The sequence below is a fragment of the Janthinobacterium pasteuri genome, from assembly GCF_051380775.1.
Classification (GTDB): domain Bacteria; phylum Pseudomonadota; class Gammaproteobacteria; order Burkholderiales; family Burkholderiaceae_D; genus Janthinobacterium.
The window spans coordinates 16734-43170 of sequence record NZ_JBNYXS010000001.1 but is presented as its reverse complement, the minus strand read 5'-3'; the positions used below and the strand labels follow the sequence as shown (position 1 = coordinate 43170).

The following is a 26437-nucleotide window of genomic DNA, read 5'->3' as shown; positions in this document are numbered from 1 at the left end:
TCAGCCATGCCGTTCTGGCCGGTCGATGGCAGGCGGCACATGCGGGATGCAGACTCCCAACGGAATCCAAATGTGAATGAGAACTATTCTTATTATAGTGCGGGGTTGCGAGACATGCAAGAGTACGATGTTGTAAACGAAGACGGCCGCCCCATTGCTGGCGGCGGCCGTGCGTGCGCAGGAACGCGGGCGTTTACAACTGTCCGCGCAGGGTCAGCATGGCGTTGCGCGGTTCGCCATAGAAGTTGGAACCATAAGCGGCCCACACGCGCGTGTAGTATTTCTTGTCGAACAGATTGTTTACCGTCAGCGACAGCTCCAGCTTGGGACTGAGGCGGTAGCCAGCCTGCAAGCCCACCGTGGTGACAGGGCCCTGCTCGAATTTCACGGGCCCGTTCAAGCGGTACATGCTGCTGACGCTACGCAAGCCGCCGCCCACGCTGATCTTATCGAGCGCGCCGGCCAGCCGGTAATTGGTCCACACGTTGACATTGTGGCGCGGCGCGATGAAGGTGTACAGCTGGGCCTTCTGGTCGTCGCTGCCTTCGAGGGTGCGCGTGCTGGTGTAGGAATAGCCGCTCGTGATGTTCCAGCCAGGCAGGGGGCTGCCGCTCAGTTCGGCTTCCATGCCCTGGCTGCGCATCTTGCCCGCGCCGATGGAAAACAGCGGGTTGGCCGGATCGGGCATCACGCGATTTTCATCTTCCATGCGGAACAGGGCCGCATGCGCGTTGACATTCTTGTCGAACAGTTCCGCCTTCAGGCCCAGCTCGAACTGCTGGCCCGTGCGTGGCTTCAGGGTTTGGCCGGCAGCGTCCGTGGTGGACTGGGGCGTGAAGATGCGCGTGTAGCTGCCGTAGGCCGACACTTGCTTGTCGAGCTCGTAGACCAGGCCCGCGTACGGCGTGAACTTGGCCTTGATGGTGTTGCTGACATCGGTGAACTGATTGAAATAGGCATTGTGATTGACGGTGTGGTTGTCCCAATGCGTCAGGCGCCCGCCTAGGTTGACGGCCAGGCGGTCCGTCGCTTGCAGGCGGGTGCGTGCATACAGGCCGAACTGCTTGGTGCGGTTGTCGTTGCCGTTGGAAAAAGTGTAGCTGGGCTGCGCGATATTATTGTCAGGATGAACAATATTGATCGGCGCATTGTCTCCGCCGCCATACTGGAAAATCTTGTGCACCTGGCGGTAGTCGGCGCCCACGATCAGGTCGTGGCTGCGGCCAAACGCCTGGAAGGGCGTGGCCAGCCAGGCATCGAGCCCCTGCGTCTTCCAGTGGCTGCGGTAGTTCCAGCTGACCAGGCAACTGTCTCCCGTGACAGGATCGGCCGAACAGTCGGACCAGCCGAAATGGCGCGACGGTTCATCCTGCTCACGAAACAGGGCGCTTACCTTGAACTGGCCACCGTTGTCCAGTTTATGCTCGAGTTCGGCAAAGTACTCGGTGACCTTTTCCGTGATGTGGTTCCAGGCCGGATCGAGATAGGTGGAGCGGGGCACGTCGAGCAGGCGCCCGTCTTCATACGCGGGCAGGCCGAAGGCGGGACGGCCCTTGTATTCCTGGTATGTGACGCCGCCCGTCAGCACGGTGCCCGGCGCCAGGTCGACGGCAACGGTGCCGTACAACAGCGGTTTTTCTGCATACACGTGGTCGACGAAGGAGCGCCGGTGCTCATAGGCGGCCACCAGGCGGCCGCGCACTGTGCCGTCGGCGCTCAGGGGGCCCGTGACGTCCGCTTCCGCGTAGTAGCGGTCCCAGGAACCGGCGCTGAGCACGCCGCTGGCAGCGAAGGTGTCGCGCGCGCGCTTGCGCACCAGGTTGATGGTGCCGCCCGGGTCGCCCGCTCCCTGGAACAGGCCGGCAGGGCCGCGCAACACTTCCACACGGTCATAGATGGCCAGGCCGAAGCCGGCCGACAGGTCGTTGCCCGTGCTGGCCGGCGTCATCACGCCATCGACTTGCACCGCGTCGAGCGCATAGCCGCGCGAATAAAAGTTGCCGTGGTTGCCGCCCGTGCTGCTCGCTTCGACGGTGATACCCGTCACGCCGCGCATGGCGTCGTCCAGGCTCAGCAAATTCTGGTCGTTCAGTTGCTGGCGCGTCAGCACGGAGACGGACTGGGGAATCTCGCGCAGGCTTTGCCGGCCCTTGCCGATGCTCACCGCTTGCGCCGCGTACGACTTGGTCAGCTCGGTATCGATCGTCGCCTCCTGGCGCGCACTGACGGTAATTTCCGCCAGGGTCGCCACCTTGCCCGTAGCGGCAGGCGCCGGACGGATGATGACGCTGTTGCCGTCGATGCTGGCGGCCAGGCCGCTGCCAGCCAGCAGGCGGTCCAGGCTGTCGGCCACGCTCAGCGTGCCGCTGACGGCCGGTGCCGTCTTGCCAGCCACGAGTTCCGGTGCGAACAGCAGTTGCAGATTGGCTTGCCGCGCCAGCTCATTCAGGGCTTGTCCGAGCGGCTGGGCGGCAATGGACAGTTTGACGGTGGGCGCCGTTTGCGCCTGTGCCAGGGAAATGCTGCCCAGGGCCAGCATGGCGGCCAGGGCGAAGGGGGCGGGTGTCAGATTGAGGCGGGGGGACCACATGTTGCATTTCTCCAGGTTAATTTGTTGTCGATTAACTTGGTAGACGCGGCAGCGGGCAAAACCCTCACCTGCGAATGCGACTTATTTTCATTTATTTTTCTGAGAGGTGCATGGCTGGCGCTTGCGCAGGTGCTTTCGGCGCCATGCGGATCTCGTTGGCGCCGCCGCTGCGCACGATCTGCACGGACAGCAGCTGCGGCAGGGCGGCGGCAAAGCGGTCGAGCTGGGTCAGGCTGAAACTGCCGCCGATGCGCAGTTGCGCCACGGCGGGATCGTGCACGACCAGACCCGTGTCGCCGTAGCGCTCGAATTCGGCCAGCGCCGCGCCCAGCGGCACATTGTCGAAGGTGACACGGCCGTCGCGCCAGGGCGCCACGCTGTCCGGCGCCAGGCTGGCAACGTCGGACAGGCGGCCGCTGGCGTCGGCGCTGACGCCCTGGCCGGCCGTTAGCGCGACCTGCTGCTGCCGCGCGCCCGCCACGCGCACATGGCCATGCTGCACGGCCACGCGCAGCCTGCCGTCGTGTTCGAGCGTGTTGCGCACGGAGAACTGCGTGCCCACCACCGTCACTGTCAAAGGACCGCTCAGCACATCGAAAGGCTGGCCCTGCTTCGATTGCACCTGGAACAGCGCTTCGCCGTGCGCCAGACGCACTTCGCGGCGCTGGCGATACAGGGTGACGTGCAATTGCGTGGCCGTATCGAGCTGCACCTTGCTGCCGTCGGGCAGGGCGACGGCCAGGCGCTGGCCCCGCATGGTGGCGTACGACTGGCTGAACACGGCTTGCTGCTGCCACCACTGATAGCCGCCCGCGCCCACGCTCAGTAGCAGCATGGCGGCGGCCGCATACGGCAGAACGCGCAGGGAGCGCAGAAGCGGGCGGCGGGGAAATGGCGCTGGCGCTGCCTGTGGCACTGCCCAGCGGGCGGCCACCTGTGCGGGAATTGTGCGCGCGGCGCGGTGCGTATCCTTTAGTTGCGCATACGCTTGCGCGTGCTGCGCATCGGCTGCCAGCCAGGCGGCAAACTCGGCCTGTTGCTGCGCATCAAGGTTGCCGCGCCGGCTGAACCAGGTGGCGGCCGCCAGCGCCACGCCATCTTGCGTGGCGGCAAAGTCGGCGTATTCGCGCCAGTCCGCCTGTTCCTGGGCAGAGGGGCCGAAATCGTGGCAAGGCGGGTGGGCGGTCATGGACGGCATTATGCGCATTCCCGCAGAGAACGCAACTGCGCCTGGCAACTGAGCATGCCGCGCGCGATATGTTTTTCCACCATGCTCACGGAAATGCCCATGCGCGCGGCGATCTGTGCGTGCGGCAATTCCTCGAACACGTGCAGCACGAAGGCATCGCGGCAGCGGGGCGGCAGGGCGTCGATGGCGGCCACGCAGGCTTGCCAGTCCTGGCTGCTTTCGAGCGCCTGCTCCGGCTGCAAATGGCGCGGCGCGGCCGGATGCGCCGTATCGGGCAAGGCATCGAGCGCTTCGTGCCGGCGCAGGGCGGCGCGCCGGTGCTGGTCGATCAGCAGGTTGCGCGCCGTGTGGTACAGCAGCGCGCGCGGTTCGCGCACGGCCGCTTCGCCCAGCACGCGCGCATAGCTTTCCTGCACCAGGTCGGCAGCAGCCTCGCGGTTGCGCAAGCTGCGCCAGCAAAAGTTCAACAGTTCTTGGTAATAGCGTGCAACCACGGCGTCCGATGTATGAGTCCGCAGCCAGGAATGCCGCATATGAGAATGATTCTCATTATAAGGCATGCCGGGATGCAGCGCTAAGCGGCTTGGCGCACCGTGGCAGGCGTACAACGCTTTGCCGCTCACCTGGCATGCGTTAGCATCGGAAGTTGATAGGGAGGCAAGATGGCTATTCAAATTATCAATACGGCGCCGATGGCTGGCCAGCGGCCCGGCACGTCAGGTTTGCGCAAGAAGGTGGCGGTCTTCAGCGCACCGCAATACCTGGAAAACTTCGTGCAGAGCGTTTTTGACACGCTCGGCGATTGCCGCGGCCAGACCCTGGTGCTGGGCGGCGATGGCCGCTTTTATAACCGCGCGGCCATCCAGACGGTGCTGCGCATGGCGGCTGCGCACGGCTATGCGCGCGTGCTGCTGGGGCAGGGCGGCATCCTGTCGACGCCGGCCGTCAGCTGCGTGATCCGCAAGCATGGCGCCAGCGGCGGCATCATCCTGTCGGCCAGCCATAATCCCGGCGGGCCCGATGGCGATTTCGGCATCAAGTACAACATCGCCAATGGCGGCCCGGCGCCCGAAAAGGTCACCGAAGCCATCTATGCCCGCACGCAAGGCATCGTCGAATACCGCATCAGCGATGCTGCCGACATCGACCTCGACACCCTCGGATTGGCGCGCATCGAGCAAATGACGGTCGAGGTGATCGACCCCGTCGGCGACTACGCGGAGCTGATGCAGCAGTTGTTCGACTTCGACGCCATCCGCGCCCTGTTCGCGGGGGGATTGCGCATCTGCTTTGACGGCATGCACGCCGTTTCCGGCCCGTATGCGACGGCCATCCTGGAAGGCATGCTGGGTGCGCCGAAGGGCAGCGTCATCAACGGCGTACCTTTGGCCGACTTCGGCGGCGGCCATCCCGACCCGAACCCCGTCAACGCGCAAGAGTTGATCGCCATCATGGCCGCTGAGGATGCCCCCGACTTCGGCGCCGCCTCGGACGGCGACGGCGACCGCAACATGATCGTCGGGCGGCGCTTCGACGTCACGCCGTCGGACAGCCTGGCGATTTTGGCCGCGAATGCCACGCTGGCGCCCGGCTACCGCGCCGGCTTGAAGGGCATCGCCCGTTCCATGCCCACGTCGGGCGCGGCCGACCGGGTCGCCGCCGCGCTGGGCATCCCGTGCTACGAGACGCCGACGGGCTGGAAGTTCTTTGGCACCCTGCTCGACGCCGGCATGGCCACCTTGTGTGGCGAGGAAAGCTATGGCACGGGTTCGAACCACGTGCGCGAAAAGGATGGCCTGTGGGCCGTGCTGTTCTGGCTCAACCTGCTGGCAGAGAAAAAACAATCGGTGGAAGACATCGTGCGCGCGCACTGGGCCACCTATGGTCGCCATTATTATTCGCGCCACGATTACGAAGACATCGACAGCGCTGGCGCGCAGCAGCTGATGGACGCCGTGCGCGGCCAGCTGGCCGCCTTGCCGGGCCAGGCAGTCAATGGCTATACGGTGGCGCTGGCCGACGATTTCAGCTACACCGACCCCGTCGACGGTTCCGTGGCAACGCAGCAGGGCATCCGCATCATCATGACGGATGGCGCGCGCATCGTGCTGCGCCTGTCCGGCACGGGCACCGAAGGCGCCACCCTGCGCCTCTACCTGGAGCGCTATGAAGCCGATCCCGCGCAGCATGACATTCCGACCCAGCAAGCGCTGGCGGGACTGATCGCGGTGGCGCAGCAGCTGGCGCAGATCCGCGCGCGCACGGGGCGCGACGCGCCGACGGTGACGACGTAAAAAAAGGCGCCCGAGGGCGCCCTTTTTCATTGCGACAGATTAAACAGGCATCAGGCTTTTGCCGGGATGACCGCCTGGCGGTAGTTGTCCACCATCTTGTAGCGCCTTGCATACAGGCCGAAAGCCAGCATGGCGACGGCGGCAAAGGCGGCGAAGAAGAACATCTGGAAGGCTGTCACGCTGATGCCGCTCTCGGCGATCTTGCCGATCACACCTTCGTTCATGACGCTGCGGTTGACGATCAGCACCCACAGGTTGCCCACCGTGGTCGACAGATTCCAGAAGCTCATGATGGCGCCCTTCATCGAGACGGGCGCCTGGCTGTACGCAAACTCCAGGCCCGTCGCCGAGACCAGCACTTCGCCGAATGTCAGCAAGGCGTATGGCAGAATTTGCCACATGATGGAGACGGCGTTGCCGCTGTCAAGCGCCAGCTGCAAGAGGCCGATGACGATCCAGGCCAGCGAGGAAAAGCCGATGCCGGCCGTCATGCGGCGCAGGGCCGTCGCTTCCAGGCCGAAGCGGTTCAGCATCGGGTACAGCACCAGGTTGTTGAACGGGATCAAGAGCATCACCAGCATCGGGTTCAGCGCCTGCATCTGCGCCGGCAGGAACCAGCTTGGTTTTTCCATGGTGTTCGCCTGCACGATCCACGTCGAAGCTTTCTGGTCGAACAGCGAGAAGAACGGCGTGACGAGGGCGAAGATGACGAGGATGCGCAGCACGGCACGCACGCCTTCGACGGCTTCGTCAGGATGGATGCCGCGGGCGCGTTCCAGCTGCATGGCTGTGCCGATGCTGCCGAAGGCCAGCAGCAAGACCAGCGCCGTACATGCCGCAATCACGAAGCCCCATTCGGGAATGCTGTAGAACGCATACAGGGCGCCGATCACGCCGACGTAGGCCACATACAGGCCCGGACGCGAACCGCCATCGACGCGCGCCAGCAGTGCGGTGCGGGCCACGCGGGTGAACGAGTCGGGATTCGGCGGCGCCGGTGGCACGTGCACGTATTTCTTGGCGCCCATCCAGAAGACGATGGTGGCGGCCAGCATCATCAGGCCGGGAATGCCGAAGGCGATCGATGGGCCGAAGTCGCGCAGGAACATCGGCATCAGCAGCGACGCGAAGAAGGAGCCGAAGTTGATGATCCAGTAAAACAGGTCGAACACCAGCTTGGCCTTGTGCTTGTTGGTCTGGTCGAACTGGTCGCCAACAAACGAGGCCACCAGCGGCTTGATGCCGCCGGAACCGAAGGCGATCAGGAACAGGCCGAAATAGAAGCCGTTGACGCTGTTCTCAAACAGGGCCAGGCAGGCATGGCCGGCGCAATACACGAGGCTGAGCCAGAAGATGGTGTTGTACTTGCCGAAGAAGCGGTCGGCCAGCCAGCCGCCCAGCAGCGGGAAGAAATACACGCCGATGACGAAGGTGTGGAAGACGTGCTTGGCTTCGCCCGTGCGCTGGTCGATCGGGATCATCAACAGCAAGGTGCTGATGAGGAATGGCGTCAGGATGTTGCGCATGCCATAAAAGCTGAAGCGTTCGCAGCCTTCGTTGGCAATGATGTACGGTATTTGCCGGGGCATCTTGCCCGTGGCGGTTTGTGTCTCGGCCGATGACATTGGCTCTCCCCAAGTTTTTTTTGTAAGCCGCGATGCTAAGGCCTGCCGCGTTTGCTTGCAACAGGAAAAACGGCCTGTCCGCTATTTCGCAGGGATTTGTAAGGTATTGATTTTCATAAAGACATTACTTTCGGCACTTGGGCTTGCACTTGCACTGGCACTTGCACGCGCGGGGCGGGGCAGCAGCAGTTGCAATTGCAGCATGCCCTCCGATGCGGGCCTGTCCGCCAGGGTAAAACCGCAGCCCAGGTACAGGCTCAATGCCGGGTGGTTGTCCTGCGCCACGGCCAGGCGCACGCAGCCCAGTTCGGGTATGGCGCAGGCATGGGCGATGGCGGCCTGCACCAGCTGCCGTCCCGCGCCGCGTCCACGCGCCTGCGGCGCCACATACACGCCCCACAGGCTGGCTTTGTCATGCACGACGGCGATCGGTTCGCGGCGCAGGCCGGCAATGGCGATCAACTGTTCCCCATTGAAAGCGCCAAATATTATTTGGTGCGAGGTGGCGCGCAAGCGCTGGGCGATCTGTGCCAGCGGCAAGCTGCTTTCCGCTGCGTGCGTGGTGCAGAAGGCGGCGGGCAGTTCGGCGATGCCGTCCAGGCGCAGCGCGCGGTAGGCGCTGGCGTCATCTGGCGTGAGGGGGCGGACAGTGGTGGCAGGCATGTGGGCGAGTATCGACCTTCGCTGCCGGAAAGTAAACCTTGCCTTGCGGTGATTTCAAACATAAGATATATCTTATTGCGATATATCTTAAGGAATGCCATGTCTCTCTTTCATTGCGGCACGCACCCGCTGCGCGCGGCAGCCCACAGCCTGGGCGATACGCCGGGCGCCGCTGACAGCATTGCCAACCATGCCCCCACCGCGCGCGGGCCGAAAATGTTTGACGCGGGCACCTTGCGTTACCTGGTGCTGCAATTGATCGCCGACAAGCCGCGCCACGGCTACGACATCATCAAGGCCATAGCCCAGCGCGCCGGCGGCGCGTATGCCCCGAGTCCCGGCGCCATCTATCCGCTCATGCATGGCCTGGTGGGGCACGGTTACGTGGCCGTCAGCCTCGATGGCAACAAGAAACTGCACAGCATTACGCCCGAGGGACGGGCTTTCCTGGAAGCGAACCGCGCGTATGTCGACGCGATTGCCGCCAGGGTCGATGCGCCGGCCGGTGCAAACGACGATCTGCGTCAGCTGATGCACGAACTGAAGGCAGTGGTGCTGGCGCGCGGGCGCACCGCCGAGCCCGATGCCCGCCGCCTCGATGCCGTGCGCGCCATCCTGCGCCAGGCCCGTACCGATATCGAGGCGCTGGCATGATGGCCGCATCGAAGGTCGCGCCGGTTCCCATGCTGACCCCGGCCCGCGAACGCGCGATGCTGTGGCTGCTGGCGCTCACGCAATTTACCGTCATCATGGATTTCATGGTGATGATGCCGCTGGCGCCCCAGCTGATGCAGGCGTTCGCCATCGGCCCGGCCGCCGTCTCGGGCGCCGTCTCCGCGTATGCCTGGTGCGCGGGCCTGTCCGGCTTGCTGGCGGCCACGTATATCGACCGCTTCGACCGCAAGAAGCTGCTGTTGACCATGTTTTGCCTGTTTACCGTGTCAAACCTGGCTTGCGCGCTGGCGCCGAACTTCCATGTGCTGCTGTGGTCGCGCGCGTTTGCGGGGCTGACGGGCGGCGTGCTGGGCGCCATCGTCATGGCCATCATCGGAGACGTGATTCCCGCCGAGCGGCGTGGCGCGGCCACCGGCATCGTCATGACCTCGTTTGCCATGGCGGCCGTGGGCGGCGTGCCCGTCGGCGTGGTGCTGGCCGCGCACTTTGGCTGGCCTTCGCCGTTTTTCCTGCTGGTCGTGCTGTCGCTGCTGATCTGGCTGGGTGCGGCGCGCGTGCTGCCATCGTTGACGGCGCACATGGGCGAGACTCCCACGCCGCTGCGACAGGTGCTGCCGAAGCTGCTCGCACTGTTCAGGGAGCGGCGCCACCTGGAAGCGTTTGCCTTGTCTATCGTCAACATGACGGCGGGCATGCTGGTGATTCCCTTCATTTCGCCCGTGCTGGTGGGCAATATGGGGCTGGCGCCGGCCGACGTCACCTGGGTCTACCTGGCGGGCGGCTGCGCCACGATCTTCACGGCGCGCCTGATCGGCCGCTGGGCGGACCGGGCCGGCAAGCAGCAGGTGTACCGCTGGGTAGCCCTGCTGTCGATCGCGCCGCTGCTGTTCATGACGCACCTGCCCCAGTTGTCGCTGCTGGCGCTGATGCTGGCGTTTCCGTTTTTTATGGCCCTTGTTTCGGGACGTACGATACCGCTGCAGGCATTGCTGACGACGATCCCGGAGCCGCACAAGCGCGGCGCCTTCCTCAGCGCCAATTCAGCCCTGCAAAGTCTGGGCAGCGGCCTCGGTGCCTGGCTGGGAGGCCTGACCCTGCAGACGGACGCGGCCGGCCATATCAGCGGCTATGGCATGAATGGCTGGCTGGCGGCGGGTTTGTCGCTATGGACGGTGTGGTGGGTGGCGCGCGTGCGCGGCGCGGCGCCGCAGGGGGCGCCGGCGTAGGGGAATTACTGCGTGGCGATGCGCTGCATGGGCGCGCTTTCCTTGCGCCATTGTTCCAGGCTCATCAGGTCACCGTTGACGATGTCGTCAACGAGGATGCGCTTGCCATCGGGCGACACGACAAAGCTTTCCCAGCGGTGGGCCGCGTCCGGCGTGTTTTCGAAAAAGCTCAGCTGATAGTAAGCGACGCCATCGACGAGGCGCGTCTCGGGCGACGTTTCCATCACGGCGCCATGGGCGCGGCCGCCGGTAGCCTTTTCGATATGCGCCGACCATGCCTTGATTTCCGGCAATGCCATCAGCGCATCGACGGCGCGGGCGTTCTGCTCCTGCGCCGCCGATTGGCTGCTCGCGGCAGGGGGATTGCCAGCGTGCGGCGCGGACTGCTGGTGCAGATAGAAAGCGACTAGCCCGGCGGCCAGCAAGCCGGCCAGGATGCCGGCGATGATGGTGGTTTTGGAAGAAGAGGCGCGTGGCAGCATGATGGTGGCGTGAGAAAGAAGGACGATGGCGGCCATGCTAAAGCAAAACGCGCAGGTGGGCAATCGCCGGGCTTGCCAAATGGGCTTGCCAAACGGGTTTGCCAAAAAATCTATGGGCGAAAAAAAAGCTACCTTCCGTAGAAGATAGCTTTCGGGGCTGCCGGGCTGGGGCAAACAGCTTTTGGTCTGCCTGTCCTGTCCCGGCGTGTGCGGCCCCGCGTGCCGTCGCCTGCGCGCAGGGCCGCCGGCATTACATCATGCCGTCCATGCCGCCCATGCCGCCCATACCACCCATGCCGCCGCCCATGCCGCCGCCTGCTTTGTCGTCAGCGATTTCGCAGACCATGCAGTCGGTTGTCAGCATCAGCGAAGCGATCGAAGCGGCGTTTTGCAGCGCCGAACGGGTCACTTTGGCTGGGTCCAGGACACCCATTTCAACCATGTCGCCATACGTGCCGTTGGCAGCGTTGTAGCCGTAGTTGCCCGTGCCAGCCAGTACGGCTGCCACGACGACCGAAGCTTCTTCGCCAGCGTTTTGCACGATCATGCGCAGTGGCTCTTCCATTGCGCGCAGGACGATCTTGATACCGGCATCTTGATCAGGATTGTCGCCCTTGACCGTGATGTTGGCGCGTGCGCGCAGCAGGGCTACGCCGCCGCCAGGTACGATGCCTTCTTCCACGGCAGCGCGGGTAGCGTGCAGTGCATCTTCAACGCGGGCTTTTTTCTCTTTCATTTCGACTTCGGTGGCTGCGCCAACCTTGATCACGGCAACGCCGCCAGCCAGTTTGGCTACGCGCTCTTGCAGTTTTTCACGGTCGTAGTCCGAGGTCGCTTCTTCGATCTGTACACGCACTTGTTTCACGCGTGCTTCGATCGAGGCAGCTTCGCCGGCGCCATCGATAACGATGGTGTTTTCCTTGCCCACTTCGATGCGTTTCGCCTGGCCCAGTTCGGCCAGGGTCACTTTTTCCAGGGTCAGGCCGACTTCTTCAGCGATCACTTGGCCGCCGGTCAGGACAGCGATGTCTTCCAGCATGGCTTTGCGGCGGTCGCCGAAGCCAGGTGCTTTCACTGCGCAAGTTTTCAGGATGCCGCGGATGTTGTTCACAACCAGGGTTGCCAGCGCTTCGCCTTCGATGTCTTCTGCGATGATCAGCAGTGGACGGCCAGCTTTCGCGACTTGTTCCAGTACCGGCAGCAGGTCACGGATGTTCGAGATTTTCTTGTCGCACAGCAGGACGAATGGGCTGTCCAGTACGGCAACTTGTTTCTCTGGGTTGTTGATGAAGTATGGCGACAGGTAGCCGCGGTCGAACTGCATACCTTCAACGATATCCAGCTCGTCGTTCAGCGACTTGCCGTCTTCCACGGTGATCACGCCTTCTTTGCCGACTTTTTCCATCGCTTCAGCGATACGCTCGCCGATCGAGTAGTCCGAGTTCGCCGAGATCGCGCCAACTTGGGCGATTTCTTTGGTCGTGGTGCAAGGACGGGCGATTTTTGCCAGTTCTTCGACGGTCGCAGCAACTGCTTTGTCGATACCGCGCTTCAGGTCCATCGGGTTCATGCCAGCGGCAACGAACTTCATGCCTTCGCGTACGATGGCTTGTGCCAGCACGGTCGCGGTGGTGGTGCCGTCGCCGGCGTTGTCGCTGGTGCGGGAAGCAACTTCCTTGACCATTTGCGCGCCCATGTTCATGAGCTTGTCTTTGAGTTCAACTTCTTTCGCTACCGACACACCATCCTTGGTGACGGTAGGGGCGCCGAACGAGCGCTCCAGGACGACGTTGCGGCCTTTCGGGCCCAGCGTTACTTTGACTGCGTTGGCGAGGATATTGACGCCTTCGACCATCTTGGCGCGCGCTGCGTCGCCGAATACTACTTCTTTAGCTGCCATGTTCAATTCTCCTGAGTTTCGGGATGTATCTGTCTACAACGTGGAAACAATTACTTGACGACGATCGCCATGATGTCTTCTTCGCGCATGACCAGCAGCTCATCGCCGTCAACTTTGACGGTTTGGCCGGCGTACTTGCCGAACAGGACGCGGTCGCCCACTTTGACATCCAGAGGACGGACTTTGCCGTCGTCGAGAATCTTGCCATTGCCTACGGCAAGGACTTCGCCTTGATCCGGTTTTTCAGCAGCTGCATCAGGAATGATGAGGCCGGACGCAGTTTTGGTTTCCTGGTCGAGGCGTTTGACGATGACGCGATCGTTCAATGGGCGCAGATTCATACAAAACTCCTTAAAGTTCAATGGATAAGTGTTGCTAAATGAATACATGCCTGGCACAGCGCCAGACGTGCTTTCAGTGACCGCCGTTGAAAGCAGCCCGCAACGGTCAAGCAAACCCCAGGTCATCCTGTCCTTGCCTGTATCCGGCAGTGGTGCATCGCGGCGTCGCCCGCCGCGTAGCGTTCCCTGCAGTGGTCTGGCAAGCACCATCAGTCCTGATGATTGCTACGAAAGAGTTTGTTAGCACTCTCTACTAACGAGTGCTAATTATAGGGACGGTATGGGTCAACTTCAAGGGCTTATTCAAGAGGAACATATAGATAGATGCTGAGCAGAGCCTGCATCTGCACAGGGTTTGCGCCAGCACAAGCCGCGTTCCCGGGCGTCAGCAACAGCAGCGACTCTAGCATGCCGTCCGGAAGGTGGGCGTTCCTGTACGCGCAGGAAACAGAGATTTACTATGGAATTTGATAAGATGATTGTAATTGCATATCAAGATCGCCACACATCACTACTTGCACCAGAAAGAACACCATGCCATTCCCGCTTTCCCATCCCGTCCTGCGCCTGCTGGGCGCCACCGTCATCGGCCTCGCCTGCCTGGGCAGTGCCGCCGCGCAAACACCCACCATTGTCGATGAAATCACCGTGGCGACCCTGACGCCGCTGGAAAAGAAGATGCTGCTCAACGATTTGTTCAACGACTTGAACAAGGACGACGACGACCAGGAAGCGCACGTATGGGACAACGGCGGCGACAGTGGCGTGCTGGTGAAAGTCACGTATAACTTCAGCAACTCCGGCATGACGGAGCATAGTCTGAAGGCGCACCTCTGCCGCGACCTGAAATTCGTCGTCACGGCGGACGGCAAATCGCAGGATCTGAGCCGGCGCACCTGTTCGCAGAGCAGCGGCAAGTGGGATGTGCAGGGCAAGGACCCGGCGCCCGTCGTGTATCCGCCTTTTTTGTCGGATGTCACCATCGCCAAGCTGAATGCGAAGGAACAGAAAGCACTGCTGACGGCCGCCGTGCGTACCTTGAAAGATGAAGAGGATGGCAAGACGCGCCAGTGGAGCAACAAGGGCTTGGGCAATGCTGCCCCGTTGGCAGTGCGCCTGACGCCCTCGCGGACGGACGCCAAACCTGGCAGCTACAGCCGTACTTGCCGCGACTTGACGATGGTGCTTGACGGCAAGGGCGGGCAACAGACGCTGACGCGCCGTTCTTGCGAAAACCGCTATGGCGGACTCGATATCGAAGCCGATTACGTCGACGAGTAAAACACGGCCATCGCGGCGCTGGCAGACGCGCGCACTTGGCGAAAAGCATCGGAAAAAGCGTGTATTTTCCGCCAACTGCCCTGCATTGATGTAAATATGTGTGACAGCGGCGTGATTCGATTGACGCCCATGGAGCGTCCGCCCTATAGTGGCGGGATGATTTCCGAATTCAACGAATTATCCGACAAAATAGGCCTGCTGGCCGAAATGACCCATGCGCTGCGCCGTGAAAACGCGCAATTGCGCAAGGACAATGCCGCGCTGTCCGCCGAGAACGCCCTGTATGTGCAACGCATGCGCGAGGCGCAGGAGCGGGTGGAAGCGTTGCTGGAAAAAATTCCCGAACTGGTGCAAGCTGGCCTGGAGCAAGCCGCTTCGGAAGCGGGCACCTATATTGCCGAGAACGAGAAGGAAGCGTAATGCCGCGTGTCGATGTCAATATCATGGGCCAGTCCTACAGCATGGTGTGCCGCGACGGTGAAGAGCGCGCACTGCGCGAAGCGGCAATCTATCTCGATAGCAAAATGAAAGCCATCCGCGACGCGGGCAAGGTCAAGGGCAATGACCGCATCGCCGTGCTGGCCGCTCTGGGCGTGGCCGCAGAATTCCTCTCCGTGAAGTCGCCGCAAGGTCCGCTGTCGGAATTGACGATACTGGAAGTGAAGCAAAAAATCTCGGCCATGCACACGGTCCTCGATAGTGCATTGACGCCCCAGGAAAACCTTTTTTAAGCGGACACGGTACGATTTGTCTTTGCGATGCGCGACCAAAAGGAGTAAACTTGGGTCTACCCTGCGGTGTTCGCGATTGCCATATATTCCTTGAACCATTTATGCGCATCGGTTGCGAATTTTGTTTGATGGGAGTGAGCGTCGCTCGTTCGACGAACCCGAAATTGAACTAACGTGACCACCTTGAACCGTTTGGTTCGGGATGCCGGCATAGCGGCACAGGCGGGGCCCAATTTGCATTACCACTGAAAACGGTTGCCGCATCATGCGCAACCGTTTTTTTACGTCTGTCGCTTTGATACGGAGTCTAGATGAAACAATATTGGCTGATGAAATCCGAACCCGATGAAGTGAGCATCGACGACCTGATGGCAGCGCCGCAGCACACCATGCCCTGGTTCGGCGTGCGCAACTACCAGGCGCGCAACTTCATGCGCGATGGCATGCAGCCGGGCGATGGCGTGCTGTTTTATCACTCGAGCTGCCCGCAGCCGGGCGTGGCGGGCGTGGCCGAAGTGGCCAGGGGCGCGTATCCCGATCACAGCCAGTTTGAAGAGGGTGGCAAGTATTTCGATGCCAAGGCCACCCCTGAACAGCCGCGCTGGATCAGCGTCGACGTGCGCGGCCTGAAGAAGACGGCGCTGCTGCCCCTGTCCGAGATGCGACAGATGCCGGAGCTGGAAGACATGCTGCTGTTGAAAAAGGGCAGCCGTTTGTCCATCACGCCCGTGACGCCGGCGCAATGGAAAGTGATTACAGGCAGGTTGAAGGCCTAGGGCGGCCGATCAGGCGTCCGCCGGGCGCGCCTTGGTGGGCGGCGTGCCCATCACCTGGCTTGTATACGCCCACACCAGCAGCGCGATGGCACCGACGATCATCGGCAGCGACAGCATCTGGCCCGACGTGATCGGCACGCCCAGCCACACGACTTCCCAGTCCGGCGTGCGGAAGTATTCCGTGAAGAAACGCGCGCAGCCGTACAGCAAAGTGAACATGGCGCCCACGGCGATGCGCGGGCGCTGCTTGCGCGCATACAGCCACAGGATGATGAAGACCAAAATGCCGTCGATCAGCATCTGGTAGAGGGGCGACGGGTGCACGGGATACGGAATGCCTGGCCACTGCATGGCCCACGGCAGGGTTTCCGGGGCGATGCGGCCCGGCAGTTCGGCATTGATGAAGTTGCCCAGGCGGCCCGCGGCATAACCGAGCGGCACCAGCGGGGCGATGAAGTCGAGCACGTCGAACAGGTTGCGGCCCGCCTTGCGGCTCCACAGATACATGGCCAGGATGACGCCGAGGAAGCCGCCATGGAAGGACATGCCGCCATGCCACACCATGAAGATTTCGAGCGGATTGTGCATGAAGTATTCAGGGCGGTAGAACAGCACTTCGCCCAGGCGCCCGCCGATCACCACGCCCAGCATGCCGTAGAACAGCATGTCATCGAGGTCTTCCTTCTTCCAGCCCAGCACGGCGATATGCGGCTGCTTGATGCGCACGCGGCCCAGGATAATGAACAGGGCGAAGGCCAGCACGTACATCAGGCCGTACCAGTGCACGGCGAGCGGGCCGATCTGGATGGCAATCGGGTCGGGCATCGGGTGGTTCAGCATGGGGTTTCTTTCTTTGTTTAAAGCTAAGGTTGCGTAGTATGGCGGCGCCAGCGGTTTTTTGCCTTAGCGGCCACTTAATTTAATCGGCGGTCGCGCTGATCTGCTTGCGCAGCAGCGCCAAAAAGCCTTGCAGCACGGTGGACGGGTTGTCGCGGCGCCAGGCCAGGCCCGTTTCCACCAGGGGCGTGGCGTCCTGCAGCGGCCTGTATTCTACGCCCGGGCGCATCAGATTCGATACCGATTGTGGCACAAGCGCGATACCCATGCCAGCCGAGACGAGGCTGACGATGGTTTGCATCTGGATCGCTTCCTGGCCGATCTGCGGCGTGATGCCGGCCGCGCGGAACACGCCCAGGATCGCGTCGTGCAGGGCGGGCGATATCGCGCGCGGGAAGATGATCAAAGGCAGGGGCGGCAAGTCGCGCAGGCGCACCGGTCCCGGCGTATTTAATATGTCGAGGCCGGACGGCGCGGCCAGCATCAGCGGTTCGGTCAGCACGGGCAGGTAATCGAGCTCCCCCTTCGCCTTCTCGGGCAGGGGCGGAATCAACAGGCCCGCATCCGTGCGCCCGGCCAGCAATTCATCGAGTTGCAAGTCGGAGGTGGCTTCCTGCAGGGCGATCTGCACTTGCGGATAGGCCGTCTGATAAGCGCGCAGCAAGGGCGGCAGCACGCTGTAGTCGGCCGACGAAACGAAGGCTAGGCTCAAGCGTCCCGCTTCGCCCTGCGCGGCCCGCCGCACCAGCGCGGGCAGATCGAGCGCCTGCGCCAGCAGCCGGCGCGCCTCGGGTAGCAGGGCGCTGCCTGCCGGCGTCAGCTGCACTTCGCGGCGCGTGCGCACGAACAGGGGCGCGCCCAGCAACTCTTCCAGGGCCATGATGGTTTGCGACAGGGGCGGCTGCGTCATGTGCAGGCGCGCGGCGGCGCGGCCGAAGTGCAATTCCTCGGCGACGGTGACGAAATAGCGCAACTGGCGCAGTTCGAGATTCATATGCGTTTCCATGTGGAATAAGTTCTGTGATATGTAAAACGACTCACAGACACGTGCATCATATATTTGACAGTGGGGCGCGCGCAAGGCAATCTGACGTACCCCCACTGCATGCAGGGTTTTGTTGAAAATCCGCGCAGTCAGGCATTTTTCATTTCTCGGAAGGTCCCCATCATGCCGCAATACCGCTCCCGCACCACCACCCACGGCCGCAACATGGCTGGCGCCCGCGCCCTGTGGCGCGCCACCGGCATGAAGGATGGCGATTTCGACAAGCCGATCATCGCCGTCGTCAACTCATTTACGCAGTTCGTGCCCGGTCACGTGCACCTGAAAGACCTGGGGCAGATGGTGGCGCGCGAAATCGAGGCGGCCGGCGGCGTGGCCAAGGAATTCAACACCATCGCCGTCGATGACGGCATCGCCATGGGCCACGGCGGCATGCTGTATTCGCTGCCCTCGCGCGACCTGATCGCCGACTCCGTCGAATACATGGTCAATGCCCACTGCGCCGACGCCATGGTGTGTATCTCGAACTGCGACAAGATCACGCCGGGCATGCTGATGGCAGCCATGCGCATCAACATCCCCGTCGTGTTTATTTCCGGTGGGCCGATGGAAGCGGGCAAGGTCGTCAAGGTGGTCAACGGCACGCAGAAGATCATCAAGCTGGACCTGGTCGACGCCATGATCAAGGCGGGCGACAGCAGCGTTTCCGACGCCGACGTGGCGGAAATCGAGCGTTCGGCCTGTCCGACCTGCGGTTCCTGCTCCGGCATGTTTACGGCCAATTCGATGAATTGCCTGACCGAAGCGCTGGGCCTGGCCCTGCCCGGCAACGGCACCATCCTGGCCACGCACTCGGATCGCCAGCAACTGTTCCTGCGCGCGGGCCGCCTGATCGTCGAACTGGCCAAGCGCCACTATGAACAGGACGATTACTCGGTGCTGCCACGCTCCATCGCCACCAAGGCCGCATTTGAAAATGCGATGGCGCTCGACGTCTCCATGGGCGGCTCGACGAATACCGTGCTGCATTTGCTGGCAGCCGCGCACGAGGCGGAAGTGGAATTCACCATGGCCGACATTGACCGCATTTCGCGCAAGGTGCCCTGCCTGTGCAAGGTGGCGCCGATGACGGACAAATACCATATCGAAGACGTGCACCGGGCGGGCGGCATCGTGGGCATCCTGGGCGAACTGGCGCGTGCCGGCTTGCTCAACACCACCCTGCCGACCATCCACGCGCCGACCCTGGCCGACGCTATCGCGCAAAACGACATCATGTGCACCGATAATCCGGCCGTGCATGAACTGTTCCGCGCCGCCCCGGGCGGCGTGCCGACGCAGACGGCGTTCTCGCAATCGGAGCGTTTCGCTGCCGTCGACACGGACCGCAGCACGGGCTGCATCCGCGACAAGGCCCACGCGTATTCGCAGGATGGCGGCCTGGCGGTCCTGTACGGCAACCTGGCCGAAAAGGGCTGCATCGTCAAGACGGCCGGCGTGGATGAAAGCATTTTGAAATTCTCGGGCAAGGCGCGCGTGTTCGAAAGCCAGGACGCGGCCGTGGCGGCGATCCTGGAAGATACCGTGCATGAAGGCGATGTCGTCATCATCCGCTACGAGGGCCCGAAAGGCGGCCCCGGCATGCAGGAAATGCTGTATCCGACCTCGTACATCAAATCGAAGGGCCTGGGCAAGGCGTGCGCGTTGTTCACGGACGGGCGCTTCTCGGGCGGTTCCTCTGGCCTGGTGATCGGCCACGCGTCGCCGGAAGCGGCCGAAGGGGGCGCCATTGGCCTGGTGGAAGAGGGCGATTTCATCGACATCGACATCCCCGAGCGCACGATCAATCTGCGCGTGACGGATGCCCAGCTGGCCGCGCGCCGCGCCGCCATGGAAGCGAAGGGCGATGCGGCCTGGCTGCCCGTCAACCGTGAGCGCTACGTGTCGCAGGCGCTGCAGGCCTATGCTGCGCTGACGACGTCGGCTGACCGCGGCGCCGTGCGTGATCTGTCGCAGCTGAAGAAACGCTGATTTGTTGCATAAGTGCGACGGCCGGCCCCGTTTGACCGCGCGCGGCCGCCTGTCGTTACATCGCCTTACAAACAACATGGTCAGGCGTGCGCAGATGGGGCAGAATATGAATGCCTCCTGACTATATTGCGTTACTACATTGAAACGCTTGATCTGGGCTCGTGGTGCATCTGCGGAAACACAGTAAAATGCCGCAGGAAGTAACTTTGGAGAAAAGACAATGAAACGTTTTATGTTGGTGAGTGTATTGACCGTATCGGCTCTGGCATCGCAAGCAGCGTTGGCCAATCCGGACCTGGCGAAAGCAAAAAACTGCATGGCTTGCCACGCGGTGAGCACGAAACTGGTGGGTCCTGCGTATAAAGACGTGGCGGCCAAGTATGCCGGCCAAAAAGACGCGGAAGCCAAGCTCGTGGCGAAAGTCATGAAGGGCGGTTCGGGCACCTGGGGCGCGATCCCGATGCCAGCCAACCCGCAAGTGAGCGATGCGGAAGCCCATACCCTGGTTAAATGGGTACTGGCACAGAAATAATCTGTGCCGCAGTACATATAATCAACGCGCCGGCAATCCTGGCGCGTTTTTTTTGCCCCGGGCTTTGCTTGCCGCTCATATGCATGCTGCGGTATGCCATGCAGTACAGTCCCATGTCTTCCAGCGTTACCCTCAGCGCTTGGTCCGGCGGCGTATGCGCTTCCTGCCTTGCGGCGCTGCCGCAAGCGTTTTCGCTGCCCATGGAAACCTGGGTCGCCATGCATGAAGACTTGCGCGGCAGCCTGCGCTGCCGCGCCACCTTCGACGCGCTGGCCGAAGGTTTACGCGATGACGTTGCCAGCCAACCGCTTACTTGATCACTTCCATCTTGGTCTTCTTGCCGTCCCGATAGGTGAACAAGGTCAGCGCGCCATCCTTGATGTCGCCGTTGGCATCGAACGAGATGGGGCCCGTCACGCCCTGGTAGTGCACCTTGGCCAGGAATGGCAGGTAGACGGACGGTTTCGACGATTTCGCGTCGGCCATGGCGGTGGCCATGGTCATCACGGCATCGTAGACGTATGGCGCGTACAGCTGCACTTCCATATTGTATTTCTGCTTGTAGCGGGCGCGGAAATCGTCCATGCCTTTTTGCAGCGCGCCCGTCACGCCGCCCGCTTCCGCGCAGGTGACCATGTCTTCGCCCACGGCGTCGCCCGCCAGCTTGCCAAGTGGTTCTGTGCACAGGCCATCGCCGCCCATGAACTTGGCCTTGATGCCCAGCGCCTTCATCTGGCGCAGCATGGGGCCGCCCACGGAATCCATGCCGCCAAAGAAGATCAGGTCGGGATTTTTCGACTTGATGCTGGTCAGGATGGCATTGAAGTCGGTGGCGTTGGCATTGGTAAATTCCTTGCCGACGATTTGCACGCCAGGCGCCGCCTTCTTGGCGCCCTTGACGAACTGTTCCGCCACGCCCTGGCCGTATGCCGTGCGGTCATCGATGACGGCGATTTTCTTCGCTTGCAGCTTGCCCACGGCATAAGAGCCCAAAGTCCCCCCCAGCTTGTTGTCATTGGCCACCACGCGGAAGGCCGTGTTGAATTTTTGCTGGGTGTACGTCGGGTTGGTGGCCGCAGGGGAGATTTGAGGAATACCGGCATTGAAGTAAATGCGCGAGGCGGGAATCGTCGTGCCCGAGTTCAGGTGGCCGACCACGCCGTTGACCTTGGCGTCGACCAGCTTTTGCGCCACGGCCGTGCCCTGCTTCGGATCGGCTGCGTCATCTTCGGGTACCAGCACGAATTTGACGGCTTTGCCGTCGATCTTGAAGCCTTTGGCGTTCAAATCCTCGATGGCCATCTTGGCCGCGTTCTCGTTATCCTTGCCCAGGTGGGAGCTGGCGCCAGAGACCGGGGCGACGTGGCCTATCTTGATGATTTCCTGCGCGCCCGCATGACCGGCAAAAGCGAGGGCGAGGGCGAGAGGAAGGACTTTGGTCTTGAGCAGCATAAACATTCTCCAATGGATAAAGATACGGCGGCGTCTCGTGAAACCGCTTCGAATGGCGGTACGTGTGAAGAAAGGTACAACAAAAAACAGGCGGCGCAAAGCCGCTTTTGGGGCTTTTTGCATTTTGTCGCAACAATCACCAAAGTGAGGCGCAATGCACCGATTTCGCAGGCGCGAGCGCACCAAAGAATGGCGCTGGAAGAGGGAAGGGTGTAAGAAAATCTGCGTTCTTCTACCCCAAAACAACATCCGGGGTCGGACCCTGAGGGTCTGACCCCAGCCGTACGCCGTTGGGGGCAAAGTGACGAGATTACTACGCAGGCGGATGCAAGTGCCCCAGCTCATGGCTCACCGCGTGGGCCACGATCTGTTCCAGCGATTGCTGCAAATCTTCGCGCAGGGCGCCGCGCATGCCGATCAGGGCGTTTTGCAGGGCCGTCTGCAAGACGTGGGCGATGCGCTCTTCCAGCAGATGGTCTATCTTGCCTTGCACCTGATGCAGGATGCGCTGTGTCAGCCGCTGTTCGATGGCGTCCCAGTCGGGCTGCACGACGCCCGGTGGCAACTCGACAGCAGGCTCGACTGATATGGCGGGCTCAACTTCCGGCCCCAGCAGCACCTCCGTCAGCAAGGGAATACCCTGGTCGAATGGCTGCTGGCTCATGCTTTACCTGCCACGAAGTGCGTGGGCTGCACGTCTTGCTGGCGGTAATGCAGGAAGCGCTGGCGGCCTGCCTGCGCATCTTGCTCATCCATGGAGACGATCTCGAAGACGCGCTGGAACTGCGCGTAGTTGACAGGCGGCAACTGCGACAGGTTGACGAGGATGTCGTGGTGCGGCAGCTCGGCCATTTCGTCATCGGTCAGGATGATGGGCGTTTGCGCCGCCAGCGGGTCGCCGGCCAGCACGTGCGGCAGGAAATCCGTGGCGGAAATGGTCCACATGGCGCGGTTCAAGGCGTCGAGCTGGGCGCTGTCGGCCGCCAGCACGACGACCTTGTTGCCAGCCATATAGGCCTTGCGCGCCAGACGGCAGGCGTAGGCCAGCTTGTCCGGCACGTTGCTGTGAAAATCGACGCGGTTCATGGTGCTGCTCATATCACCCTTCAGGCTGCCATGCCGCTGTGGCGCAGCAGGGCGTCGATCGATGGTTCACGGCCGCGGAAGGCCGTAAACGATTCCAGCGCGGGGCGCGAGCCACCGACGGACAGGATTTCTTGCAGGTAACGCTTGCCTGCCGCGGTGGTGGCGGCCGGGCCCAGCGCCTTGGCTTCTTCAAACGCCGCATAGGCGTCGGCGGACAGCACCTCGGCCCATTTGTAGCTATAGTAGCCAGCCGCATAGCCGCCGGCAAAGATATGCCCGAAGGCATTCTGGAAACGGTTGAACGGGGGCGGGATGAGCAGCGAAAACTTGGCGCGCACGCCGTCGATCAGTTGCTGCACGCTCTGGCCCGTGCTGGCATCGTAGTCATAGTGCAAATGCATGTCGAGCAAGGAAAATTCCACCTGGCGCAGGGTCTGCAAGCCGGACTGGAAATTCTTGGCTGCCAGCATCTTGTCGTACAGCGCGCGCGGCAGCGGCTCGCCCGTGACGGCATGCGCCGTCATGTGTTCGAGCACTTCCCATTCCCAGCAGAAGTTTTCCATGAATTGCGATGGCAGTTCCACGGCATCCCATTCGACACCGGCAATGCCCGACACGCCCAGTTCGTCGACGACGGTGAGCATATGGTGCAGGCCGTGGCCGAATTCGTGGAACAGGGTGATGACTTCATCGTGGGTAAACAATGCCGGCTGCACCTTGCCGTCGACCTCGGCCGGCTGTGTGAAATTGCAGGTCAGATAGGCGATCGGCGTTTGCACTTGGCTACCGTCGGCACGGCGGCCGCGCGCGTCGTCCATCCAGGCGCCGCCGCTCTTGCCGGCGCGCGCATACAGGTCCAGGTAGAACTGGCCGACCAGTTTGCCGTCGCGCTCGATGCGGTAAAAGCGCACGTCAGGATGCCAGACGGGTGCGGTATCCAGTTTGATGTCGACGGCAAACAGGTTCTGGATCTGGCGGAACAGGCCGTCGATCACCTTGTGTTCAGGGAAATATTGCTTCACTTCCTGGGCCGAGAACGCATAGCGGCGTTCCTGCAGTTTTTCGGAGGCGTACGGCACGTCCCACGCTTGCAGCTCGTCTATGCCCAGTTCTTCCCGCGCGAATTGTTTCAGTTCTGCCAGATCTTTCTCGGCGAACGGGCGCGCGCGCTTGGCCAGGTCTTCCAGGAAAGCGATGACTTGCGCGGGCGAGGTGGCCATCTTGGAGACCAGCGATACTTCGGCGAAATTGGCGTAGCCGAGCAGTTTTGCCTCTTCGTCGCGCAGCCGCAACAAGGTGACGATGTTGTGCGTATTGTCCCAGTCCTCTTTTTTGCTGAAGACCTCGCCCTGGTCCGAGGCCTTGGTGGCGTTGGCGCGGTAGATGGTTTCGCGCAGCGCGCGATTGTCGGCAAATTGCAGGATCGGGTAGTAGGACGGGAAGTGCAGCGAGAATTCGTACCCTTGCTTGCCGGCCTTTTCAGCGGCGGCGCGCGCGGCAGCCTTCACGTCGTCGGGCAAGCCGGCCAGCTCGTTTTCATTGTCGACCAGCAACTTGTAGTCATTGGTGGCGTCGAGCACGTTTTCGGAAAAACGCGTGGAGACGGCCGCATGTTCTTCCTGGATGGCGCCAAAGCGTTCTTTCTTGTCCTCTGGCAACTCGGCGCCGCCCAGGCGGAAGTCGCGCATGGCATTCTCGGCGATGCGCCGGCGCGCCGGCGACAGGCTGGCGAAAGCGGGGCTGGCCTGCAATTGCTTGTATTTGCCGAAGAGGATTTCGTTCTGGCTAAGTTCGGTCCAGAATTCCGTCACCTTGGGCTGGTTGGCATTGTAGGCGGCGCGCAGCTCGGGCGTATCGATCACGCTGTTGAGGTGGTTGACGATGCTCCAGGCGCGGCCCAGGGTTTCAGCGATCTGGTCCTGGGGCGCGACGAAGTTTTCCCAGCTCACTTCTTCCATCGGCGCTTCCAGCTGCGCCACGGTGGCGCGCGCCTGTGCCAGCAGGGTATCGATGGCAGGCGTGACATGCTCGTGCGTGATCGCGTCGAAGCGTGGCAGGCCGGAAAAATCAAGCAGGGGATTGGTATTCATCGTCGGTTCGTCCATTCTGTCTTTATATCTTCAGGCGGCAACGCCGCCTGCATACTGGAGCGCCTGAAAAACATTCCTGGCGAGGCACTGCAACGCCGCCAGGGGCATTTTCTCAGGTGCTCCTCTTTTAAATACGTTCTGCGGCTTCGACGGTATTCATCAATAACATGGTGATCGTCATCGGGCCAACACCACCCGGCACGGGCGTGATGTGGGAGGCGACTTCTTGCACACCGGCAAAATCCACGTCACCGCACAGCTTGCCGTTGTCGTCGCGGTTCATACCCACATCGATAACGATGGCGCCCGGCTTGACCATGTCGGCTGTCAGGGTGTTGCGGCGGCCGACGGCGGCCACGACGACGTCGGCCTGACGCGTGTACAGGCCCAGGTCCGGGGTTGCGCTATGGCAGATGGTGACGGTAGCGTTCGCTTGCAAGAGCAGCAGGGCCATCGGCTTGCCGACGGTGTTGCTGCGGCCGATGACGACGGCGTGCTTGCCGCGCAAGTCCACGCCCGTGCTTTCGATCAATTTCATGCAGCCATACGGCGTGCAAGGGCGGAAGCCCGGCAAGCCCGTCATCAGTTCGCCCGCGCTCAGGACGGAATAGCCATCCACGTCTTTCGTCGTGGCAATCGCTTCGATGACCTTGTGCGGGTTGATGTGCTTGGGCAAGGGCATTTGCACGAGGATGCCGTGGATGGCCGGGTCGGTATTCAGGCTGGCGATGCGTGCCAGCAAGTCCGCTTCGGACAGGTCCGCTTCATATTTTTCCAGCACCGAGTGAAAACCCACGTCGCCGCACGCCTTGACCTTGTTGCGGACATACACCTGGCTCGCCGGGTCTTCGCCGACGAGTATCACGGCCAGGCCGGGCTGGATGCCCTTGGCCGTGAGGGCGGCGGCGCGCGTGGCGATTTCGCTGCGCAGTTTTTGGGAAAGGGCGATTCCGTCGATCAGTTGTGCTGGCATGGTAGGGAGGCTGTGTGGGAGGGAAAAGACAGATTATAAAGCCGGGCGGCGCAAAGGGGCGGTTTTGGCGCCAATGCCGTAACGTTAAAAAGCGGGCCACAGACGCGGGCCTGAGAAAATGCCGATGGCGGCGTTGCAGCTCCTTGCCGTACTGGCGTACTGTCTGTGTCGCCGCGCCTTGCCCTCGACATTTTTCAGGCCCGCCTGGCCCGGCATAAAAGCGGGCCAGAGACGCGGGCCTGAGAAAATGCCGATGGCGGCGTTGCAGCTCCTTGCCGTACTGGCGTACTGTCTGCGTCGCTGCGCCTTGCCCTCGACATTTTTCAGTCCCGCTTGGCCCGGTATGCCTGTGCGGACGACTGGGGCGTTAATGCGTTTTGCTGGTGTGCTGGTGGCCTAGGGAGCGCAAGGGCCTGCGGTTTTTTTGGCGCCGTTTTTGGCACTTTGATCACCCTAATTTCCGGGCAGAATTTGCGGCAGTGCAGCATAAATTTCATAGTGTGATTTCACAATACGAAATGCTATATCGTAATTTGAAAAATAGTAAATACGCTGTTAGAATCCCCACACTAAACCGACTTAATAGTAAATAATCAGCGAAATACCGTCCGACAGCGATCCGGAAAATCGGGGTGGGGCGTTCACAAAGGAGACTCAACA

The 26437-nt window shown here is 62.0% G+C and carries 25 protein-coding genes, 1 other RNA gene and 1 pseudogene; 12 read left to right on the top strand and 15 right to left on the bottom strand.

Annotated features, from left to right (window positions below; genetic code table 11):
• Window positions 1-193: 193 nt before the first annotated feature.
• The 3 genes from ACQ4WN_RS00195 to ACQ4WN_RS00185 form a co-directional block, all read right to left on the bottom strand.
• Window positions 194-2590, bottom strand: a complete 2397-nt coding sequence (locus ACQ4WN_RS00195) for a TonB-dependent siderophore receptor (RefSeq protein ID WP_436549733.1) — start codon at window positions 2588-2590, stop codon at window positions 194-196.
• A 91-nt stretch (window positions 2591-2681) separates the two neighbouring features.
• Window positions 2682-3788, bottom strand: coding sequence for a FecR family protein (locus ACQ4WN_RS00190; protein ID WP_436549732.1), 1107 nt, complete (start codon window positions 3786-3788; stop codon window positions 2682-2684).
• Window positions 3788-4273, bottom strand: coding sequence for a sigma-70 family RNA polymerase sigma factor (locus tag ACQ4WN_RS00185; protein WP_436549731.1), 486 nt, complete (start codon window positions 4271-4273; stop codon window positions 3788-3790). The genes ACQ4WN_RS00190 and ACQ4WN_RS00185 overlap by 1 nt, the downstream gene beginning before the upstream one ends.
• A 168-nt stretch (window positions 4274-4441) precedes the next feature.
• Between ACQ4WN_RS00185 and ACQ4WN_RS00180 the strand changes: the two genes are divergently transcribed.
• Entirely contained in the window at window positions 4442-6073 is a 1632-nt protein-coding gene (locus tag ACQ4WN_RS00180; RefSeq protein ID WP_436549730.1) for an alpha-D-glucose phosphate-specific phosphoglucomutase, read from the top strand.
• A gap of 50 nt (window positions 6074-6123) precedes the next feature.
• Here ACQ4WN_RS00180 and ACQ4WN_RS00175 read toward each other — a convergent pair whose 3' ends face one another.
• Window positions 6124-7698, bottom strand: coding sequence for a POT-type proton-dependent oligopeptide transporter (locus ACQ4WN_RS00175; RefSeq protein WP_436549729.1), 1575 nt, complete (start codon window positions 7696-7698; stop codon window positions 6124-6126).
• An 81-nt stretch (window positions 7699-7779) separates the two neighbouring features.
• Window positions 7780-8361 (bottom strand): GNAT family N-acetyltransferase, encoded by a 582-nt coding sequence (locus ACQ4WN_RS00170; protein WP_436549728.1) that lies wholly within the window; start codon window positions 8359-8361, stop codon window positions 7780-7782.
• A gap of 99 nt (window positions 8362-8460) precedes the next feature.
• Between ACQ4WN_RS00170 and ACQ4WN_RS00165 the strand changes: the two genes are divergently transcribed.
• Window positions 8461-9015: a PadR family transcriptional regulator gene (locus ACQ4WN_RS00165; RefSeq protein ID WP_436549727.1), complete on the top strand. Its 555-nt coding sequence runs from the start codon at window positions 8461-8463 to the stop codon at window positions 9013-9015.
• The gene (locus ACQ4WN_RS00160; protein ID WP_436549726.1) at window positions 9012-10262 is read left to right on the top strand and encodes an MFS transporter; all 1251 of its coding nucleotides are present in this window, start codon (window positions 9012-9014) and stop codon (window positions 10260-10262) included. The genes ACQ4WN_RS00165 and ACQ4WN_RS00160 overlap by 4 nt, the downstream gene beginning before the upstream one ends.
• A gap of 5 nt (window positions 10263-10267) precedes the next feature.
• On the opposite strand, the gene ACQ4WN_RS00155 is transcribed toward ACQ4WN_RS00160, so the two are convergent.
• The 3 genes from ACQ4WN_RS00155 to groES all read right to left on the bottom strand — a co-directional run bounded on the left by ACQ4WN_RS00155 (window position 10268) and on the right by groES (window position 12985).
• A complete protein-coding gene (locus ACQ4WN_RS00155) occupies window positions 10268-10780 on the bottom strand; it encodes a hypothetical protein (RefSeq protein WP_436549725.1) in 513 nt (170 codons plus the stop codon).
• A 214-nt stretch (window positions 10781-10994) separates the two neighbouring features.
• Window positions 10995-12644 (bottom strand): chaperonin GroEL, encoded by a 1650-nt coding sequence (gene groL, locus ACQ4WN_RS00150; RefSeq protein WP_010400981.1) that lies wholly within the window; start codon window positions 12642-12644, stop codon window positions 10995-10997.
• 50 nt (window positions 12645-12694) lie between these two features.
• On the bottom strand, window positions 12695-12985 hold the full coding sequence (groES, locus tag ACQ4WN_RS00145) for a co-chaperone GroES (protein ID WP_010400979.1): 291 nt from the start codon (window positions 12983-12985) through the stop codon (window positions 12695-12697).
• A gap of 534 nt (window positions 12986-13519) precedes the next feature.
• Here groES and ACQ4WN_RS00140 point away from each other — a divergent pair.
• The 5 genes from ACQ4WN_RS00140 to ACQ4WN_RS00120 all read left to right on the top strand — a co-directional run bounded on the left by ACQ4WN_RS00140 (window position 13520) and on the right by ACQ4WN_RS00120 (window position 15773).
• A complete protein-coding gene (locus ACQ4WN_RS00140) occupies window positions 13520-14266 on the top strand; it encodes a hypothetical protein (RefSeq protein WP_436549724.1) in 747 nt (248 codons plus the stop codon).
• A 129-nt stretch (window positions 14267-14395) separates the two neighbouring features.
• A complete protein-coding gene (locus ACQ4WN_RS00135) occupies window positions 14396-14686 on the top strand; it encodes a DUF904 domain-containing protein (protein ID WP_436549723.1) in 291 nt (96 codons plus the stop codon).
• Entirely contained in the window at window positions 14686-14997 is a 312-nt protein-coding gene (locus ACQ4WN_RS00130) for a cell division protein ZapA (RefSeq protein ID WP_034747344.1), read from the top strand. Before ACQ4WN_RS00135 ends, ACQ4WN_RS00130 begins: the two co-directional genes overlap by 1 nt.
• 55 nt (window positions 14998-15052) lie before the next feature.
• A non-coding RNA gene (gene ssrS, locus ACQ4WN_RS00125) (6S RNA) lies at window positions 15053-15230 on the top strand.
• Window positions 15231-15308: 78 nt separating this feature from the next.
• Complete coding sequence (locus ACQ4WN_RS00120) at window positions 15309-15773, top strand: EVE domain-containing protein (protein ID WP_436549722.1); 465 nt, start codon at window positions 15309-15311, stop codon at window positions 15771-15773.
• A 9-nt stretch (window positions 15774-15782) separates the two neighbouring features.
• Here the strand turns inward: ACQ4WN_RS00120 and lgt are convergent, their stop codons facing one another.
• Both lgt and ACQ4WN_RS00110 read right to left on the bottom strand, forming a co-directional pair.
• Entirely contained in the window at window positions 15783-16613 is an 831-nt protein-coding gene (gene lgt, locus ACQ4WN_RS00115; protein ID WP_436549721.1) for a prolipoprotein diacylglyceryl transferase, read from the bottom strand.
• A 79-nt stretch (window positions 16614-16692) separates the two neighbouring features.
• On the bottom strand, window positions 16693-17604 hold the full coding sequence (locus tag ACQ4WN_RS00110) for a LysR family transcriptional regulator (protein ID WP_436549720.1): 912 nt from the start codon (window positions 17602-17604) through the stop codon (window positions 16693-16695).
• A gap of 174 nt (window positions 17605-17778) precedes the next feature.
• Between ACQ4WN_RS00110 and ilvD the strand changes: the two genes are divergently transcribed.
• The 3 genes and pseudogenes from ilvD to ACQ4WN_RS00095 all read left to right on the top strand — a co-directional run.
• Window positions 17779-19644 (top strand): dihydroxy-acid dehydratase, encoded by a 1866-nt coding sequence (gene ilvD / locus ACQ4WN_RS00105; RefSeq protein ID WP_436549719.1) that lies wholly within the window; start codon window positions 17779-17781, stop codon window positions 19642-19644.
• Window positions 19645-19864: 220 nt separating this feature from the next.
• Entirely contained in the window at window positions 19865-20176 is a 312-nt protein-coding gene (locus ACQ4WN_RS00100) for a c-type cytochrome (protein ID WP_071075742.1), read from the top strand.
• Between the two features lie 149 nt (window positions 20177-20325).
• Window positions 20326-20493: pseudogene (locus tag ACQ4WN_RS00095) on the top strand (LysR family transcriptional regulator); the annotation flags it as partial.
• Here the strand turns inward: ACQ4WN_RS00095 and ACQ4WN_RS00090 are convergent.
• Window positions 20486-21628: a branched-chain amino acid ABC transporter substrate-binding protein gene (locus tag ACQ4WN_RS00090; protein WP_436549718.1), complete on the bottom strand. Its 1143-nt coding sequence runs from the start codon at window positions 21626-21628 to the stop codon at window positions 20486-20488. The pseudogene ACQ4WN_RS00095 and the gene ACQ4WN_RS00090 overlap by 8 nt on opposite strands.
• A 12-nt stretch (window positions 21629-21640) precedes the next feature.
• On the opposite strand from ACQ4WN_RS00090, the gene ACQ4WN_RS00085 reads away from it, so the two are divergent.
• Window positions 21641-21844 carry a hypothetical protein gene (locus ACQ4WN_RS00085; RefSeq protein ID WP_436549717.1) on the top strand — a complete coding sequence of 68 codons (204 nt, stop codon included), beginning with the start codon at window positions 21641-21643 and terminating at the stop codon, window positions 21842-21844.
• Between the two features lie 97 nt (window positions 21845-21941).
• Here ACQ4WN_RS00085 and ACQ4WN_RS00080 read toward each other — a convergent pair whose 3' ends face one another.
• From ACQ4WN_RS00080 to folD, 4 genes are all read right to left on the bottom strand, one after another.
• Complete coding sequence (locus ACQ4WN_RS00080) at window positions 21942-22292, bottom strand: DUF2486 family protein (RefSeq protein ID WP_436549716.1); 351 nt, start codon at window positions 22290-22292, stop codon at window positions 21942-21944.
• Window positions 22289-22714 carry a DNA polymerase III subunit chi gene (locus ACQ4WN_RS00075; protein WP_436550081.1) on the bottom strand — a complete coding sequence of 142 codons (426 nt, stop codon included), beginning with the start codon at window positions 22712-22714 and terminating at the stop codon, window positions 22289-22291. Before ACQ4WN_RS00075 ends, ACQ4WN_RS00080 begins: the two co-directional genes overlap by 4 nt.
• A 20-nt stretch (window positions 22715-22734) precedes the next feature.
• Window positions 22735-24804: a M3 family metallopeptidase gene (locus ACQ4WN_RS00070; protein ID WP_436549715.1), complete on the bottom strand. Its 2070-nt coding sequence runs from the start codon at window positions 24802-24804 to the stop codon at window positions 22735-22737.
• Window positions 24805-24931: 127 nt separating this feature from the next.
• Entirely contained in the window at window positions 24932-25777 is an 846-nt protein-coding gene (gene folD / locus ACQ4WN_RS00065) for a bifunctional methylenetetrahydrofolate dehydrogenase/methenyltetrahydrofolate cyclohydrolase FolD (RefSeq protein ID WP_436549714.1), read from the bottom strand.
• Window positions 25778-26437 lie beyond the last annotated feature (660 nt).

Excerpts from the sequence above, each read along its gene's own strand:
- ACQ4WN_RS00195 (WP_436549733.1), bottom strand. The coding sequence starts at position 2,590 with ATGTGGTCCCCCCGCCTCAATCTGACACCCGCCCCCTTCGCCCTGGCC.
- ACQ4WN_RS00190 (WP_436549732.1), bottom strand. The coding sequence starts at position 3,788 with ATGCCGTCCATGACCGCCCACCCGCCTTGCCACGATTTCGGCCCCTCT.
- ACQ4WN_RS00180 (WP_436549730.1), top strand. The coding sequence starts at position 4,442 with ATGGCTATTCAAATTATCAATACGGCGCCGATGGCTGGCCAGCGGCCC.
- ACQ4WN_RS00175 (WP_436549729.1), bottom strand. The coding sequence starts at position 7,698 with ATGTCATCGGCCGAGACACAAACCGCCACGGGCAAGATGCCCCGGCAA.
- ACQ4WN_RS00170 (WP_436549728.1), bottom strand. The coding sequence starts at position 8,361 with ATGCCTGCCACCACTGTCCGCCCCCTCACGCCAGATGACGCCAGCGCC.
- ACQ4WN_RS00165 (WP_436549727.1), top strand. The coding sequence starts at position 8,461 with ATGTCTCTCTTTCATTGCGGCACGCACCCGCTGCGCGCGGCAGCCCAC.
- ACQ4WN_RS00160 (WP_436549726.1), top strand. The coding sequence starts at position 9,012 with ATGATGGCCGCATCGAAGGTCGCGCCGGTTCCCATGCTGACCCCGGCC.
- ACQ4WN_RS00155 (WP_436549725.1), bottom strand. The coding sequence starts at position 10,780 with ATGGCCGCCATCGTCCTTCTTTCTCACGCCACCATCATGCTGCCACGC.
- groL (WP_010400981.1), bottom strand. The coding sequence starts at position 12,644 with ATGGCAGCTAAAGAAGTAGTATTCGGCGACGCAGCGCGCGCCAAGATG.
- groES (WP_010400979.1), bottom strand. The coding sequence starts at position 12,985 with ATGAATCTGCGCCCATTGAACGATCGCGTCATCGTCAAACGCCTCGAC.
- ACQ4WN_RS00140 (WP_436549724.1), top strand. The coding sequence starts at position 13,520 with ATGCCATTCCCGCTTTCCCATCCCGTCCTGCGCCTGCTGGGCGCCACC.
- ACQ4WN_RS00135 (WP_436549723.1), top strand. The coding sequence starts at position 14,396 with ATGGAGCGTCCGCCCTATAGTGGCGGGATGATTTCCGAATTCAACGAA.
- ACQ4WN_RS00130 (WP_034747344.1), top strand. The coding sequence starts at position 14,686 with ATGCCGCGTGTCGATGTCAATATCATGGGCCAGTCCTACAGCATGGTG.
- ACQ4WN_RS00120 (WP_436549722.1), top strand. The coding sequence starts at position 15,309 with ATGAAACAATATTGGCTGATGAAATCCGAACCCGATGAAGTGAGCATC.
- lgt (WP_436549721.1), bottom strand. The coding sequence starts at position 16,613 with ATGCTGAACCACCCGATGCCCGACCCGATTGCCATCCAGATCGGCCCG.
- ACQ4WN_RS00110 (WP_436549720.1), bottom strand. The coding sequence starts at position 17,604 with ATGAATCTCGAACTGCGCCAGTTGCGCTATTTCGTCACCGTCGCCGAG.
- ilvD (WP_436549719.1), top strand. The coding sequence starts at position 17,779 with ATGCCGCAATACCGCTCCCGCACCACCACCCACGGCCGCAACATGGCT.
- ACQ4WN_RS00100 (WP_071075742.1), top strand. The coding sequence starts at position 19,865 with ATGAAACGTTTTATGTTGGTGAGTGTATTGACCGTATCGGCTCTGGCA.
- ACQ4WN_RS00090 (WP_436549718.1), bottom strand. The coding sequence starts at position 21,628 with ATGCTGCTCAAGACCAAAGTCCTTCCTCTCGCCCTCGCCCTCGCTTTT.
- ACQ4WN_RS00085 (WP_436549717.1), top strand. The coding sequence starts at position 21,641 with ATGGATAAAGATACGGCGGCGTCTCGTGAAACCGCTTCGAATGGCGGT.
- ACQ4WN_RS00080 (WP_436549716.1), bottom strand. The coding sequence starts at position 22,292 with ATGAGCCAGCAGCCATTCGACCAGGGTATTCCCTTGCTGACGGAGGTG.
- ACQ4WN_RS00075 (WP_436550081.1), bottom strand. The coding sequence starts at position 22,714 with ATGAACCGCGTCGATTTTCACAGCAACGTGCCGGACAAGCTGGCCTAC.
- ACQ4WN_RS00070 (WP_436549715.1), bottom strand. The coding sequence starts at position 24,804 with ATGAATACCAATCCCCTGCTTGATTTTTCCGGCCTGCCACGCTTCGAC.
- folD (WP_436549714.1), bottom strand. The coding sequence starts at position 25,777 with ATGCCAGCACAACTGATCGACGGAATCGCCCTTTCCCAAAAACTGCGC.